Consider the following 15901-nt stretch of genomic DNA (forward strand, 5'->3'; position numbering starts at 1 on the left):
ATACAGCGGTGATGTGTTTGAGATCAAGTATCAATTAAATTCACTTTACACGAGAATAGTTCTCACCTAACTTTTTAACAAGTTTTGGCGCGTTTATTGCCCGTATACTAATATACAGGCAGTTGTGCCAGCTTTCTAAGTGAAAATCACCATATTTGTGCAAGACTGGACTGTCATTGCACTGTAATGAAGCGTACACACTGTATGTAGACAATGAGCAATTATGCTTTGTAGTTTCACAGCAACCGTTCGTCTAGCTGTAACGGGCACGGCACTGTGGCAAGGATAAACAACCTAGCGGTTTTTTGGAGCCCACAATGTTAACTAAGCGTTTTTTCAAAACAAAAAGCGAAGCGGAAGTCACGTTTGAAATCACTCATCCCGAGGCTCTCAAAGTAGAGTTGGTTGCTGAATTCAACGACTGGCAGCCTTTGGCGATGAAATTCCACAAAAAAGACAAACGATTTAAGCTTAAGTACCGCTTACCAACCGGGCATGAGTATCATTTTAGATATTTAATTGATGGTGAATATTGGGACAATGACGAGCAGGCCGATGGTTATGTGCCAAATGGCTTTGGCACGCAAAACAGCGTTGTCGATACACATAAACTGGCCTAAATACGATGCAAGGGCTGGAGCAGCTGTTTTACCTGCATGGAATAGGTTTTGACTACACCAAGTATAATGGTGAGCATGTCTATTTCGACCATCAAACAAGGCTCAGCGCGCTACGCAGCTGCGGTGTAAACACGGAGAATAGTTCTCATATTGATGAGATGAACTTCGAACTTGATATCAAACCGTGGCTCAATGTGGTCGAAGAGGTGACTCTGGCGGATGCCAGCAGTGGGGAATTTACGTTAAAGATACCTGAATCATATCTTAATGAATCTATTTTTGTGCGTATTCCAGAATTGGCAGTGTGTATCACCGTTACATTGTCACAAACACCAGTATGCGGTGACTATCGATATGAAGGTCATACTTATCTTGAGGTAAAAGTTGAACTAGGTCAGCTGCCTGTTGGCTACTTTGAAACGGAAATCGAAGGTCCTTTCGGGGTTAAGGCAACGCAACTTTGGTCAGTACCGAAGCGCTGTTTTGCAATCGAAAACGACCATAAAAAACGACTTGGCCTGTCTGTTCAACTTTATACTTTGCGTAGTGCACGTAATGCCGGTGTAGGTGATTTTAGAGATCTATATCAACTGATCAGCAGTGCAGCAGACAAGCAGTGTGACTTTATTCTGCTTAATCCGCTCCATTTGCTGTTTGAAGCGCAACCAGAGCGAGCAAGTCCATATAGTCCTTCACATCGTTGTCTTATTAATCCTTTGTACATCGCACTGGATTGGGCTGTCGAAATGCTCAGCAAAGACTACCATCCGAGCATTGAGGTGATATACGAGTCTGCTCAGGGCAGTCATCGGGAAAACTACATTGACTATTGTGCTGTTGCAGAGGCGAAGTACCGACAATTGACACAATTATTTGAGCAATGCAGCGGGGTGTCAGCAGTTAGCTCGGCTGTAGAAGCGTTTAAAGTAACCAGAACGCAGACTTTAAGCTTAGGCTTTCTAAGCGAGCGAGAATGGTTTTTTCAGTGGCTCGCCCATGAACAGTTAAGCGCATGTCAGCTGCATGCTTTGGCATCCGCAATGGCAATTGGTTTGATCAATGATCTGGCTGTAGGGTGTGCAAAAGAAGGGCACGAGTTTGCCCAAAATGAAGAACTTTTTGCAAAGGATGCCAATATTGGCGCGCCACCAGATCCATGGGCAGAATCAGGGCAGAACTGGGGGCTTCCAGCGCTGAACCCAATCAAGATAAAGCAAGATAGGTACGCCTACTTTCGTTCACTGGTCAGTAGCAACATGGTGTCTGTCGGTGCATTACGAATTGACCACGTGATGGCAATTCGCCGTTTGTGGTGGTGCTTCGAAGTTAACGGCCAGCAAAGCGGCTGCTATGTCTATTATCCGTTTGAACATCTGCTGGCCATTTTGAAAATTGAATCACATCTAAATCAGACCATGGTGATAGGAGAAGACCTGGGCATAGTGCCGCCAGAGATATCAACCGCCATGGAGGAGTCAAATCTCTACGGCAATATTTTGATGTATTTCGCTAAGGATCAGAGTGGTCATTTTAAGCCAACTCACCAGTATCGCTCGGATACGTTACTGATGGTTGCTAATCACGATGTTGCACCGTTTTTTGCGTGGTGGAATTGCCTGGATGTGGATCTCAGAAAAGAATATCGGCTATGTAATGAACAAGAAGCGGCCCAGATGGCATTGGCAAGAGATGAAGATAAGGCGCGCCTGTTGTCCTGGTTAGAGCTTGATGCAGACCAAGTTGAGCATATTAAATACGATGCAATGAATGTGTATTGTGCGGTACTTAAGAAGCTCGCAGCGAGTGAAAGTAAATTGCTCGCTATCCAGCTGGATGATCTGGAGCAGCAGCAATTACCTGTCAACATCCCAGGTACTGATAGGGAGTATCCCAACTGGCGCCGTCGTTTGTCAGTACAAGCAGAACAAACAATTGAACAAAACAGTCACTTAATAACAGAAATTAAAAGGATCAGAGAGCAGGCATGAATTCAGCGAGCAAAGCGCCCATTATTACCTACGACTATGCAGCACAAATCTCGGCTTTTAAAGCTGGGTGTTTTCGTGATGCCTTCTCTTTTCTCGGTTTGCACAGTGCCGGGCAAGGTTCCATTATCCGAGTATACATACCCGGTGCACAGTCAATCACTGTGATACACGGCACGCAGGAGACTGAGCTGCAGAGAATAGATAATTCTGCTCTATTTGTGTTTCAATTTAGCCATCCGGTTGCTTCTGGTTATTTGTTGAAAATTCAATACCCTGAAACGACGATTACGACTAGGGATGTTTATGACTTTAGCAGCGCACTTGACGAGGCTGCTATGTACCTGTTCAACGAAGGATCGTTAGAACATGGTTATCTGCATTTTGGCGCACGTGCTATTTCACACCAGGGCTGCGCGGGGACACAATTTTGTGTTTGGGCGCCAAACGCACGTAGTGTGTCGGTGATTGGTGAATTTAATCATTGGCAGCCTAACCAGCATTTTATGCGCTTTCATCCAGCCAGTGGCGTGTGGGACCTGTTTATACCGCATCTTACAAGTGAGCAGGGATACAAGTACTCGATTGTTGGCGCAGATGGTGTTGTAACTGAACGTGCCGACCCATACGCTATCAAAATGCAACAAGCCCCCGGCACTGCGAGTGTTATTCAGCCACAGCAGAGTAATCTTCCTCTCAGTCCAGCGGGGCAGGAGCGGCGTCGCAAGCGCAACGCAGTTGATGCACCTATCACAATTTACGAAGTTCATTTAGGTTCCTGGAAGCGCAGAGAACAAGAAGATGGCCGTTATCTGACATATCGTGAACTGGCTGATGATTTACTACCTTATGTGAAGGGCCTTGGGTTTACGCACATTCAGCTCATGCCCATCAGCGAGTATCCATTTGATGGTTCCTGGGGATACCAGCCAGTGGGGTTATTTGCACCAACCAGCCGGTTTGGCAGCCTCGAAGATTTCAGCTATTTCATTGGTAAGTGTGCTGAGTTGGATTTGGGCATATTGGTCGATTGGGTCCCTGGCCATTTTCCATCTGATCCGCATGGTTTGCATCGTTTTGATGGAACACACCTTTATGAACATGCTGACAGCCGACAGGGGTTTCACCCAGACTGGAATACTTATATTTATAACTACGAGCGACCGGAAGTTAAGAGTTTTTTACTATCCAATGCAAACTACTGGCTGGATGTATTTAAACTGGATGGGCTAAGAGTTGATGCTGTGGCGTCTATGCTCTACCTTGATTATTCCCGTAAAGATGGCGAATGGGTCCCAAACCAGTTTGGCGGCAGAGAAAACCTGGGGGCGATTGACTGCATAAGAGCGGTAAATACGCGGGTATATGGCCGGCATCCGCATGTTATGATGATTGCTGAAGAGTCAACAGCATGGCCCGGTGTTACTCAGGCGGTTGAGCACAATGGGCTGGGGTTTGGTTACAAGTGGAACATGGGCTGGATGAATGACAGTTTAAGTTACATGCAGCGAGATCCCGTTCATAGAAAGTACCACCATCATGAGATGACCTTTTCAATGGCCTACGCTTACTCGGAGAATTATGTTCTTCCTTTGAGTCACGATGAAGTCGTTCATGGCAAGGGATCGCTTTTGAGTAAAATGCCAGGTGACGACTGGCAACAATTCGCCAACTTGCGAGCTTATTATGGTTTTATGTATGCACACCCAGGCAAGAAGCTATTGTTTATGGGCAGTGAGCTGGCTCCAAGGACTGAATGGGATCATAATTCTGGGCTGGATTGGACGCTACTGGAATCATCAGCACATAATGGCGTATACCAGACAATCAAGTCGTTGAATCATCTTTACACTACCTCACCAGCTTTGTTTGAGCTTGATAACTCACCGTGTGGATTTCAGTGGATAGATTGTCACAATGGTGAACAGTCGATTCTAAGCTTTGCCCGTTTTGGCAAGTCACGCGCAGACCTGATGGTGGTGGTCAGTCACTTTACGCCGCAGGTTTTGCACAGCTATCGGATAGGTGTGCCCCAGGCAGGCATATATCAGGTCGTGTTCAACTCGGATGATACTGACTTATTTGGTAGTGGCATAGCCCCCGTTGCACATCAACAGCAAATGCTGCAGAGCAAAGCAATTGGTAGCCACGGTTTTGAGCACAGCATAGAAATAACGATTCCTCCGTTAAGCACCGTGTATTTACAGTATTTGGGTACTGACAAGTCATGTTAACGTCGCACCGAGGACAACCAGCTCCGCTAGGCAGCTCTTTGCACGATCAAGGCGTGAACTTCGCCGCATATGCCCCGGATGCGACAGAAGTACAATTGTGTTTGTTTGATCAAAGCGGTCACAGTGAAATAGCCGCGCTAACTATGTATCGTCACGAGGGGGGCTTGTGGTCTGTGTTTGTTTCTCCCTTGCGTGCCGGCGCTTTATACGGCTTCAGGGTCAAAGGGTTATATGAGCCCGATAACGGACACCTGTTTAACCATCATAAGTTGCTGTTAGACCCCTATTGTAAGGACTTTCAGGGCGAGTTTACCTGGAGTGAACGACACTTTTGTCACCTGCCAGTCGGTACATTCAACACAAGCGACAATGCGGTGGATATGCCTAAGTCAAGGGTTGAAGATCTACCTAAATATGACGGTGAAAGGCCCTGTATTCCCTGGTCTAAAACCCTGATTTATGAGTGCCATGTGCGTGGTGCTACACAACAATGTGAGTTTGTGCCGAAGCATCTGCGCGGAAAATTTCTTGGACTGAGTCATAGCAATTTTGTAGCACACCTCGCCAGTTTGGGTGTCACAACACTCGAGCTGCTTCCATGCCATGCATTTATTTCTGAGCAGTTCTTAACTGCCAAAGGATTAAAAAACTACTGGGTTATAACTCGCTGAGTTTTTTTGTGCCTCATAAAGCTTATTTGATTGAAGGACAGATCAGAGAGTTTCAGCAAATGGTACGTGAACTCCACCTTGCAGGGATCGAAGTGATCCTGGATGTGGTTTATAACCATACAGCGGAGGGGGGAATGGATGGCCCAATGTTGTCGCTCAAAGGGCTAAATAACACGGGTTACTATCGCATGGTGGGTGAGCCTGCTAACTATATTAACGATACCGGATGTGGCAACACGCTTAATATTGATGACCCTTTTACCTTAAAACTGGTTGTAGATAGCCTGAGATATTGGGTTGAATATATGGGGGTGGATGGGTTTAGGTTTGACTTAGCAACAATACTGGCACGGACTGAACATGGCTTTACTCAGAAGCATGCGTTTTTACAGGTAATTGCACAGGATCCTGTGCTGAGCAAAGTAAAATTGATTGCTGAACCCTGGGATGTGGGACCTGGGGGCTATCAACTCGGTGGCTTTCCATCACCATGGCGGGAGTGGAATGACAAATACCGGGATACTGTAAGGCGTTTTTGGCGTGGTGATGCGGGTACTTTGTCTGAGTTGGCAAAGCGGGTACATGGATCGCACGAACTATTTGAGCACAATCAGCGTGGACCCCTTAACTCAGTGAATTTCCTGACTAGCCATGATGGATTTACGCTTGCTGATTGGGTGACCTATGAGCAAAAACACAATTTTGCCAATGGAGAAGATAATCGTGATGGCCACAGTGAAAACATCTCATTTAATTGTGGTGTAGAAGGTGAAACGGAACATGAGCACATTCTCTCTTTAAGGCTTCAGATCCAAAAAAGCGCGCTAATAACGTTGATGATGTCCAAAGGCGTGCCAATGTTGGCAGCTGGAAGCGAAATTCTTCACTCACAACAGGGTAATAACAACGCCTATTGTCAGGATAATGAAATTAATTGGCTGGACTGGCCTGCGAGTATCGTTGCACGCTTGACTGAAAACAAAAGGTCGACTGATTGGTGTGCAAAGGATGATGCTGGTGTGTTATGCGAATTAATGTCTCGGCTTCAGAAATTAAGGTGTGATTACGCCATATTCCATCATCCATTTTATATTCATACCAAAGATGAGCGCTTCAATATTAGCTGGTTTAATAAAAATGCAATGCCTATGACAGAAGGTGACTGGCATGACAGCCACAATAAAACGCTTATCTATATGCTGACAGATACGCTTAGAAAACAAAATTTGTTAGTAATACTGCACGCCGGAAACGACGATCAGGAGGTCAAGCTACCGGCGCTTCCCGGAGCAATCTGGAAGTTGCTACTGAGTTCAGTACATCCCACTGAAATCACAGATAGAGGCCATCAGACCCAAACCCTGAGTGCACACAGTGCCTGGGTATACCAATCTCTTAATGAGGATCTCAAGAATGACTAAGAAAACGTCAAATGTGTGTGTTGTGAAGCATTGGCAGGAAGCCCCAAAGCTGGACGAAAGTACGCTAGCGGATGATCTAATGCGACATTTTTACTATACCCTTGGGCGCGACAAAGTTGGAGATTCAAAGCACTACTTATTTCAGGCGCTGGCGTTGACAGTCAGAGATCGGCTGGTGGCGAGGTGCAGGGCAACTAACCAATACCTCGCAGATAATAAATGTAAGCGAGCAGCCTATTTGTCCCTGGAGTTTTTAATGGGACGGGCACTGGGGAACGCAGTACTCAGTCTGGACCTTGAAAAGCAAACTCGTGATGCACTTAAAGAATACTGTACTGAACTTGAGTGCGTTGAACAGGCCGAGCACGACGCTGGTCTGGGAAACGGGGGCCTGGGTCGGCTGGCTGCATGTTTTTTGGATAGCTGCGCAACGCTTGCATTGCCTGTGATTGGTTACGGGATCCGTTACGAATATGGGATGTTCAATCAGTCGCTGGATCAAGGGTTTCAGGTAGAACATCCGGACAACTGGCTACGTGAGGGGCATCCCTGGGAAATGCCGGCACCGGAGCAATCCCGAGTGATTAAGTTTTTTGGTCATGTTGAAGCCCATCAGGATAAACAAGGTCGCTCTCATCGTATCTGGGTGAACACTCAGGATGTACTGGCAGTGCCATATGATGTGCCGATACCAGGCTACCGAAATGGTGTAGTGAATACACTAAGGCTCTGGAAATCAGAGGCCACGGATGAGTTTAACCTTAAAGAGTTTAATGCCGGAAGTTACTCCGAAGCTGTTGCCAAAAAGAATTTGGCAGAGCAGATCACTATGGTGCTATATCCAAATGATAGTAGTGAAAATGGTAAGGAACTCAGGCTTCGCCAGCAATACTTCCTCTCCAGCGCCAGCTTGCAGGACATACTGCATCAGTGGGTGGAACAACATGGCGATGATTTCAGTGAATTTGCCGATTTGCATGTTTTCCAGCTTAACGATACACACCCAAGTATCGCAGTCGCTGAGCTGATGCGACTACTGGTCGATGAGCATGAACTGGAGTGGGATGTTGCCTGGTCGATCACCACCTCAACTATGGCGTATACCAACCATACATTACTTCCAGAGGCGCTCGAAAAGTGGTCGGTCGCCTTGTTTTCACGCCTGCTACCGAGGTTACTTGAGATTATTTATGAAATTAATGCGCGTTTCTTATCCGAAGTCGCACTTATGTGGCCTGGGGACATGGAAAAACAGCGTGCATTATCTTTGATAGAAGAGGGAGAGCATCCTCAGATCCGCATGGCTTATCTGGCGATAGTGGGTAGTTACTCGGTAAACGGGGTTGCTGCACTGCACACTGAATTACTAAAATCAGGGCTCTTCCATGACTTTTATCAGCTTTGGCCTGCTAAATTTAATAATAAAACTAACGGCGTAACACCTAGGCGCTGGCTGGCGTATTGTAATCCGGCGCTGGCTAAATTGATTACCAGTAAAATTGGAGAACAGTGGCAAGCTGATTTTGCTGAAATCAAGACTTTGCGACGCTATTACGATGACAGGGCTTTTCAGACGAAATGGCAGTCCGTTAAGGAAGGCAATAAGCGTAAGTTAGCACAACTCGTTAAAGCGCGATGTGGCGTTGAGTTTGATGCCAAGATGATGTTCGATGTTCAGGTTAAACGGATCCACGAATACAAGCGCCAGTTATTAAACATACTTCACGTCATTTCTTTGTATGACCGCATTCGTCGCGGTGATACGCAGAACATGGTGCCGCGGTGTGTGCTTTTTGGCGGAAAGGCAGCCCCCGGTTACGCTATGGCCAAACAAGTAATTAAGCTCATTAATAATGTCGCTAATGTCGTCAATAAAGACGAACAGGCTAATCCATTGCTCAGAGTAGCGTTCTTCCCAAATTATAATGTCACAGCGATGGAGACAATCTGCGCAGCCACCGATCTGTCAGAGCAGATATCCACAGCAGGGAAGGAAGCGTCAGGAACCGGCAATATGAAGTTCATGATGAACGGCGCGCTGACCATAGGCACCCTGGATGGCGCAAATATCGAAATCAGAGAACAGGTTGGAGCAGACAACTTCTTCCTGTTTGGTGCCACTGCTCAACAGGCAGAAGAGGTTCGTCAGCACTATGACCCGAATGCCATTATTCAGTCCAGCCAGGCTTTAAACAATACGATGACTTTGTTGGAAAGTGGTCATTTTAACTTATTTGAGCCCGGCATTTTTAACGACATCATCGCCTCAATACGCAGTCCAAACGATCCCTGGCTGGTTGCGCACGATTTTGATAGCTATCTTGAAGCTCAGCAACGTGCCGCTGAAACCTATCAGGACCAGTCGCAGTGGCTGCGAATGAGCATACTTAATACGGCCGCTAGTGGCAGCTTTTCTAGCGATCGAACTATTCAACAATATTGTGACGATATTTGGCGCTTAACCCCAATGCAGTAGATCGTAGATAGACTTTTAATGGAGATAATGAATGCCCAGTTATGCAAACCGATATATTAGTAACCTGACCAGAGAAACCTATGCACTGATACTGGCAGGTGGTCGTGGTAGCAGGCTGCACGAGCTGACCGACTGGAGAGCTAAGCCCGCAGTGTATTTTGGAGGCAAACACAGAATAATAGACTTTCCGTTATCAAATTGTATTAACTCGGGTATCCGCCGAGTCGGTATAGCTACACAATACAAATCTCATTCCTTAATCAGACATGTGAATCGTGCCTGGGGCCATTTTAAGAAAGAGCTTGGCGAATCGGTGGAAATTTTGCCTGCGTCTCAGCGTTACGGTGATGAATGGTACTGTGGTACGGCGGATGCCGTATTCCAGAATATGGATATTATTCGTCATGAACTCCCTAAGTACGTCATGATTTTATCCGGTGACCATGTTTACCGCATGGACTATGGCGCGCTGCTAGCCAAACACGTGGAAACCGGCGCAGATATGACGGTTTGCTGTATCGAAGTGCCCTGTGAGGATGCTGCTAATACATTTGGCGTGATGACGGTGGATGAAAACAAGCGAGTCAGACGCTTTGACGAAAAACCAGCTGAACCAAGCGAAATTCCGGGTAAACCCGGTTTATGCCTTGCGTCGATGGGGAACTATGTTTTTAATACCGAGTTTCTTTTTGAACAGCTAAAAGAAGATGCTGAGCGTGAAGGCTCTGGTCGTGATTTTGGCCATGATATCATCCCTGCAATCATTGAAGAGCATAATGTATTTGCGTTTCCATTTCGTGATCCCAGTCACCCTGGTCAGCCCTATTGGCGCGATGTTGGGACAATAGATTCATTCTGGAAGCAAATATGGAGTTAGTGTCACCTCAGCCTCAACTCGATCTGTACGATCCGAGCTGGCCAATCTGGACCTATCAAGAGCAGTTACCACCGGCGAAGTTCATATTTGACGATGACGAGCGTCGCGGTATGGCGGTAGATTCCACCGTATCTGGCGGCTGTATTATCTCAGGCTCCAGAGTGCGCAAATCTTTGTTGTTCTCAAATGTGCATGTTCATTCATACTGTGAGATTGAAGGGCGGTTGTGTTGCCTGGTGTGGTAATAGAGCGAGGCTGTCGGATAAAAAATGCGATTATAGACAGGAGCTGCCATATCCCGGAAGGTATGGTTATTGGGTATGACAAAGCACAGGACGAAAGAAACGGTTTCAGAGTTTCTAAAAAAGGCATCGTGTTGGTGACTCGTGATATGCTAACCGCATTAGAAAAACAACAGCGGCTGTTAGCAGGGCAAGCCCAGGAAACAGCATAAAAAAGGACAAGCATGCACGTAGTTATGGTGGCAGCGGAGAATGACCGTCTGCCAAATTGTAAAGTAGGGGAGTTGCGGATGTGATCCGCGACATTCCTTATGCACTGGCAACACAGCAAGTGCGTTGTTCCGTTATTGTGCCTGATTACGGTCAGTATGCACTAAACCGCTCATTTGTGGCAGACATCGCCGTACCCTTTAAACAGCACCTGGAGACTGCTACTTTATGGCGGGTAGCCAGTGACGCTGATGTGGATCAATATGTTGTTTCACACTCTTTGTTCTCACAGCATAATGGCGCGATTTATTGTAATGATGGTGATCAGCCGTTTGCGACTGATGCCAATAAGTTTGCACTGTTTTGTGCTGCGGTGAGTGAGCTGCTTGAGCATTCTGTGATTGGCCCTGTCGATGTGCTCCATTTACATGACTGGCACGCAGCAGTTGTCGCTGTGCTAAAAACCTTTAGTCCGCGGTTTGTAAATCTGAAACAGATTAAAACGGTTTACACAGTGCACAACCTTGCCCTTCAGGGGATCCGACCTTTCAAACATGACGATTCCAGCCTCGAATCCTGGTTCCCGACGTTAAGTTATGACGGTAGTCAGATTTGTGACCATGTATATCCTCACTGCTTTAACCCGATGAGGGCTGCGATTAGTCTCTCTGACAAAGTCCATCTCGTTTCGCCTACATATTGTCAGGAGGTGCAGCTAAGTAGTGACCATGAAAGGGGATTCTTTGGTGGAGAAGGATTAGAGCATGACATGCAGGCCGCGTATCGGACTGGGAGGTTGGCTGGCATTCTAAATGGGTGTACTTATGATACATCATCAGGCGAAACCAATGATATCTCTTTGCATCAATACTGTGATCTGGCAGAGCAAGCGCTGTTTGTGTGGATGGCAAACGGAGGCACGCTTAAACCAGCCCATTATATTGCGCATCAGAGAGTCATTCAGTGGCGCCAGCAGTCAGTATTTCGCAGACCGCTCATTACCAGCGTCGGGCGACTGACGGATCAGAAAGCTTTATTGCTGAGACAACCAAAAGATGGCCGCCTGATCCTCGATCATGTTGCAGCTTTGATTAACGAGTATGGCGGCGTACTGGTTATTTTAGGCTCAGGTGATCCGCATTTGGAATACCTGTTTACTCAGGCGATGGCTCGTAATGAGAATATGCTTTATTTACAAGGGTATGGACAAGACTTGGGAGACCACCTTTACACACTCGGTGACTTATTCCTGATGCCCAGCTCATTTGAGCCTTGTGGAATTAGTCAAATGTTGGCTATGCGTGCGGGTCAGCCTTGTCTGGCGCACCAGGTTGGCGGTTTAAGAGATACCATAATACATGAAGAGACAGGGTTCTTGTTTGGTGGCGATAATTTATCAGAGCAAGCAGAACAGTTACTGGAACGCTTAGGGCAAGCGCTTGAAGTACATAGAAATAACCCACAGAAGTATCTTGAGATCAAAGCGAATGCAGGTGCACAACGTTTCAGCTGGGATACCATTGCAAGCCAGTATATAAAGAAATTGTATGAGTAGGCGTTTGCCTGCCCGCTCAGCTATCGACTATTCTAATACATTAATGTTTTAGTTTGATTTTTTTTCTAATGAAATGGGGTTAAAATATTCCCCAATAGAACAAGCTAATAAAACAAAAGTGCTATTAATTGAGCAGTAGATAGCTGGGAGCAATGATTTGAAAGTGTTTGTGGCAAGGCAGGCCATCTTTAATAGAAAGAAACAGGTGGTTGCGTACGAATTGCTGTTTCGAGATGGTAAACAAAATTGCTTCCCCAACATTGCTGATGATGCCGCAACAGCCAGGCTGATTATGGATAATCAGCTTAATCTGGGTACACGTTATTTGACGTCGGGCAAGAAGGCGCTTATCAATATAGGCGAGGAGTCACTCAATCAGGAACTTGCACATTTCTTACCGAGCAGTGATGTGATCCTCGAGTTACTTGAAACAATTCCCCCGACTAAGGACAATTATGAAAGAGTGAGACAATTGTTTCACAATAACTATCGGTTGGCATTAGATGACTTTACTTACTCAAAAGACTGGGAACCTTTTCTAAAGCTTGTCAGATTAATAAAGTTTGACTTACTTGAAAGCCCGCTGGATACAATAGCCCCGCTGGTAGAGCAGTTAAAGCAGCGCAAAAACCTCAAATTACTTGCCGAAAAAGTCGAGACCGAAGAGGAATTTGTGCAAGCGAAAAAGATGGGGTTCACGTTCTTCCAGGGTTATTTCTTTGCAAAACCAACCATGATATCTCAGCAGGACATAGAAATTAATTATGCTATTGTTATGCTGATTTACGCCGAAGTGTTAAAGCCCCATATGAATTTGGGACGGATATCAGAGCTGTTTGCTCAGGACACGGCATTAGCTTACAAATTGTTGCGCCTGATAAACTCTGGTGTCTTTCCGATAAAAAGCCGTATCGAATCTCTGAAACAAGCCCTTGTTTATCTGGGCAACGAGCGGGTGCTTAAGTTTGTAAACCTTATCATGACAGCACACGTTGCCACGAACAAACCAACTGAACTGACCCGCCTGAGTATTGTCCGTTCACGCTTTTGTGAGTTGATTGCCCAGCAAATTGCCCCGGGTATTGCCAGTATGAGCTTTCTGACAGGCTTATTTTCATTGCTTGATGCAATCTTGGACAAACCAATGGAGTTGTTGGTGGGGCGCTTGCCATTTCCAGAAATCATTCATGATGCACTGCTAGGCAAATCAAACACGCTATATTACATTTTGAATGTCGTTAAGGCCTATGAAAGTGGCAGTTGGTGGGCATTACAAGAAGCTTGTGCATTGCTTAATATGCCAGACGAAAGCTTGCCCGAGTTTCATGCGTCGGCCGTTACCTGGGCTGATATGTATCGTGATCATGTGTATTAATGTCAAGAAACCGATTTATTGACAGTGTACGGGGATTTGCCTTACTTGGTTTGAGTCTGACTAACCTGTTTTTTATGGCCAATTTTTCGTACGGCTATATTCCACCCGTAGACAAAGATCTATTAGAACAGGGATTGTCTTTTTTGGCAACGGTAATGGCTGATGGTCGATTTCGAACATTGTTTTGTCTGGTGTTTGGTGCGGCTTTAATGATCCAATACAAGCAACATAAGCAGAGCGCTCATTGCCTTTTCCATATAAAAACCAGGTTATGCGTGCTCGCTGTGTTTGGTATCTTGCATGGGTATTTGCTTTGGCCCGGAGATATTTTGCTAAACTATGCGTTGTCAGGTTTACTCGCACTGATGTGGTTGGACTCAAAACATAGACTGTATGCAGCTGGCTTATTGACCGTTTTGCCCGTGGGTTTATTGGTTGTGCTCAGTTACCTTGTGCGCGAACCCGCCATAGATCGTGCAAGCGTAGAGTATGCCCTCATGATGGATTCCTTACCACTGAACTACAACGAGTTGCTAAGTCAGAATATGAGTAATTTCACCATGATGATTTTACTCATCCCAATTGCCACTTTGTGGAACACACTCGGATTAATGTTGTTGGGGATGGAGCTCTATGAACGAGGTTGGTTTACCCAAAGTATACCATCTTGTGGGAAGTGGTTATGGACAGCCTGGTGGGTCAGCTTTAGTGTCTCGTTGCTTCTTTGGCTAATTAAAGAGTCGGTCATGGGGCTTGTTTTGGAAACAGTAAACTGGCTAGCTGCCATCCCCATGGCACTGTGTTATTTGGTTTTGATCCAAGCAATTAGTAGGAGTACGCCGACCCTGAGTGGCGTGCTGGCCATAGTGGGGCGTTATTCCCTGACACTTTATTTAACCCAGACGGTCATCGGAATTGGCTTTTTTCATTTTGTTTTTCCGGACACCCGACTCTCGTTTACCCGTATTGATTACTTTTTGTTTTTTCTGAACCTTACGCTGGGGCAGGTGATTTTAGCTATACTGCTTAATAGGGCTGAAAAGCCTGGCCCAGCAGAGTACATATTGAGGCGTTGCGTCGGTTATCTGGGCCGTACGTGATACAACAAAAGGCAGTTTATCGTGAAGTTTTTACACTGTATTTTCTGGTTATTTCTGTTCTTGTCATCTCATTTGAGCTTCGCAAAAGCGGACTTTTCAGTTCTGCTGGTTAATCCCTCTATCTCCGGGGAGCCATTTTGGCAGAAAGTTGAATCTATTGCACAGGCCGCGAGTAAACAACTTAATGTGAAACTTGACGTGATATATGGTGACGGAAGCCGTTATATTCAGCTCGCCGAGCTGCAAAGGTATCTGGAGTATCGTGCCACGCCCGACTTCGTTGTACTGATGCTGTATCCGGGCAACGCAGAACAGCATCTGGACCTGTTGGAAAAATATGGGGTTCAGTATCTGACCCTGGAGCAAACCATAAGCGGACCTGAACAGACAGAAATAGGCAAACCTGGGCAAAGGTATAAAAACTGGCTGGGAGAAATTTACTTTAATAATTTTCGTGCCGGGGCCGACCTGGCAAAGGCATTGACAGAGTCTCTGCGTGAGAAAAAGAGCGGTGTAAAACCTCAGGCGATTGCAATCAACGGTCACTACGGCAGTGAGTCAGATGCTCGCAATCAAGGGGCCCAGTCGTATTTCGGAAGTCAGGGGGTCGCGCTGCAGCAATCTATCTATGCCAGTTGGTCTAAAACTCAGGCAATGGAAAAAACCCAGCGACTACTCAAGCGCTATCCTGATACAAATATTATCTGGAGTGCGTCTGATTTAATGGCGATGGGAGCACTTAGTGCGGTTAAACAACAAGGAAGTGATAAAGACAGGTTTGTTGCAATTGGTGGCTTTGACTGGCTCAACGATACACTTGGGTTGATCGAAAAAGGGGAGTTACAGGCCTCCGTTGGGGGACATTTTATTATGGGAGGACTTGCCATTTTGTCCTTGTACGATAGGTTTCATGGTCATACATACTGGCAAGAACACCAGTCAATCACATACCCTTTGGTTGTTATAAACAAGCAGAATGTGCATCGTTATCTGTGGCTGGCTGATAAATCAGACTGGTCAGGTGTTGATTTTAGTAAGTTCAGTTTACTAAAAAACAAACAGGCGCAATATTTGGTATCTCCTGCATTTCTGGCTCGAGATTTGGCCTCTGGTGTCATTTCTGAGTAACAGCTTC

Annotated in this window: 7 protein-coding genes and 3 pseudogenes; all 10 read left to right on the forward strand. The window is 46.0% G+C overall.

Annotation, left to right across the window (positions count from 1 at the left end):
• Positions 1-317 precede the first annotated feature (317 nt).
• The 10 genes and pseudogenes from ELR70_RS01585 to ELR70_RS01630 all read left to right on the forward strand — a co-directional run bounded on the left by ELR70_RS01585 (position 318) and on the right by ELR70_RS01630 (position 15894).
• Positions 318-620, forward strand: a complete 303-nt coding sequence (locus ELR70_RS01585) for an isoamylase early set domain-containing protein (protein ID WP_054016671.1) — start codon at positions 318-320, stop codon at positions 618-620.
• Between the two features lie 5 nt (positions 621-625).
• Positions 626-2608 carry a 4-alpha-glucanotransferase gene (gene malQ, locus ELR70_RS01590; protein WP_054016670.1) on the forward strand — a complete coding sequence of 661 codons (1983 nt, stop codon included), beginning with the start codon at positions 626-628 and terminating at the stop codon, positions 2606-2608.
• The gene (gene glgB / locus ELR70_RS01595) at positions 2605-4839 is read left to right on the forward strand and encodes a 1,4-alpha-glucan branching protein GlgB (RefSeq protein WP_054016669.1); all 2235 of its coding nucleotides are present in this window, start codon (positions 2605-2607) and stop codon (positions 4837-4839) included. Before malQ ends, glgB begins: the two co-directional genes overlap by 4 nt.
• Positions 4833-6931 (forward strand): annotated as a pseudogene (gene glgX, locus ELR70_RS01600) (glycogen debranching protein GlgX). The gene glgB and the pseudogene glgX overlap by 7 nt, the downstream one beginning before the upstream one ends.
• Positions 6924-9407 carry a glycogen/starch/alpha-glucan phosphorylase gene (locus ELR70_RS01605; RefSeq protein WP_054016667.1) on the forward strand — a complete coding sequence of 828 codons (2484 nt, stop codon included), beginning with the start codon at positions 6924-6926 and terminating at the stop codon, positions 9405-9407. Before glgX ends, ELR70_RS01605 begins: the two are co-directional and overlap by 8 nt.
• 31 nt (positions 9408-9438) lie before the next feature.
• Positions 9439-10738 (forward strand): annotated as a pseudogene (gene glgC / locus ELR70_RS01610) (glucose-1-phosphate adenylyltransferase).
• A gap of 12 nt (positions 10739-10750) precedes the next feature.
• Positions 10751-12291: pseudogene (locus ELR70_RS01615) on the forward strand (glycogen/starch synthase).
• A gap of 157 nt (positions 12292-12448) precedes the next feature.
• Entirely contained in the window at positions 12449-13666 is a 1218-nt protein-coding gene (locus tag ELR70_RS01620) for an HDOD domain-containing protein (RefSeq protein WP_054016664.1), read from the forward strand.
• Entirely contained in the window at positions 13666-14766 is a 1101-nt protein-coding gene (locus ELR70_RS01625) for a DUF418 domain-containing protein (protein WP_054016663.1), read from the forward strand. Before ELR70_RS01620 ends, ELR70_RS01625 begins: the two co-directional genes overlap by 1 nt.
• A 21-nt stretch (positions 14767-14787) precedes the next feature.
• Positions 14788-15894, forward strand: coding sequence for an ABC transporter substrate-binding protein (locus tag ELR70_RS01630; RefSeq protein ID WP_082353282.1), 1107 nt, complete (start codon positions 14788-14790; stop codon positions 15892-15894).
• Positions 15895-15901: the final 7 nt, after the last annotated feature.

It is taken from the genome of Pseudoalteromonas sp. R3, assembly GCF_004014715.1.
GTDB lineage: Bacteria > Pseudomonadota > Gammaproteobacteria > Enterobacterales > Alteromonadaceae > Pseudoalteromonas.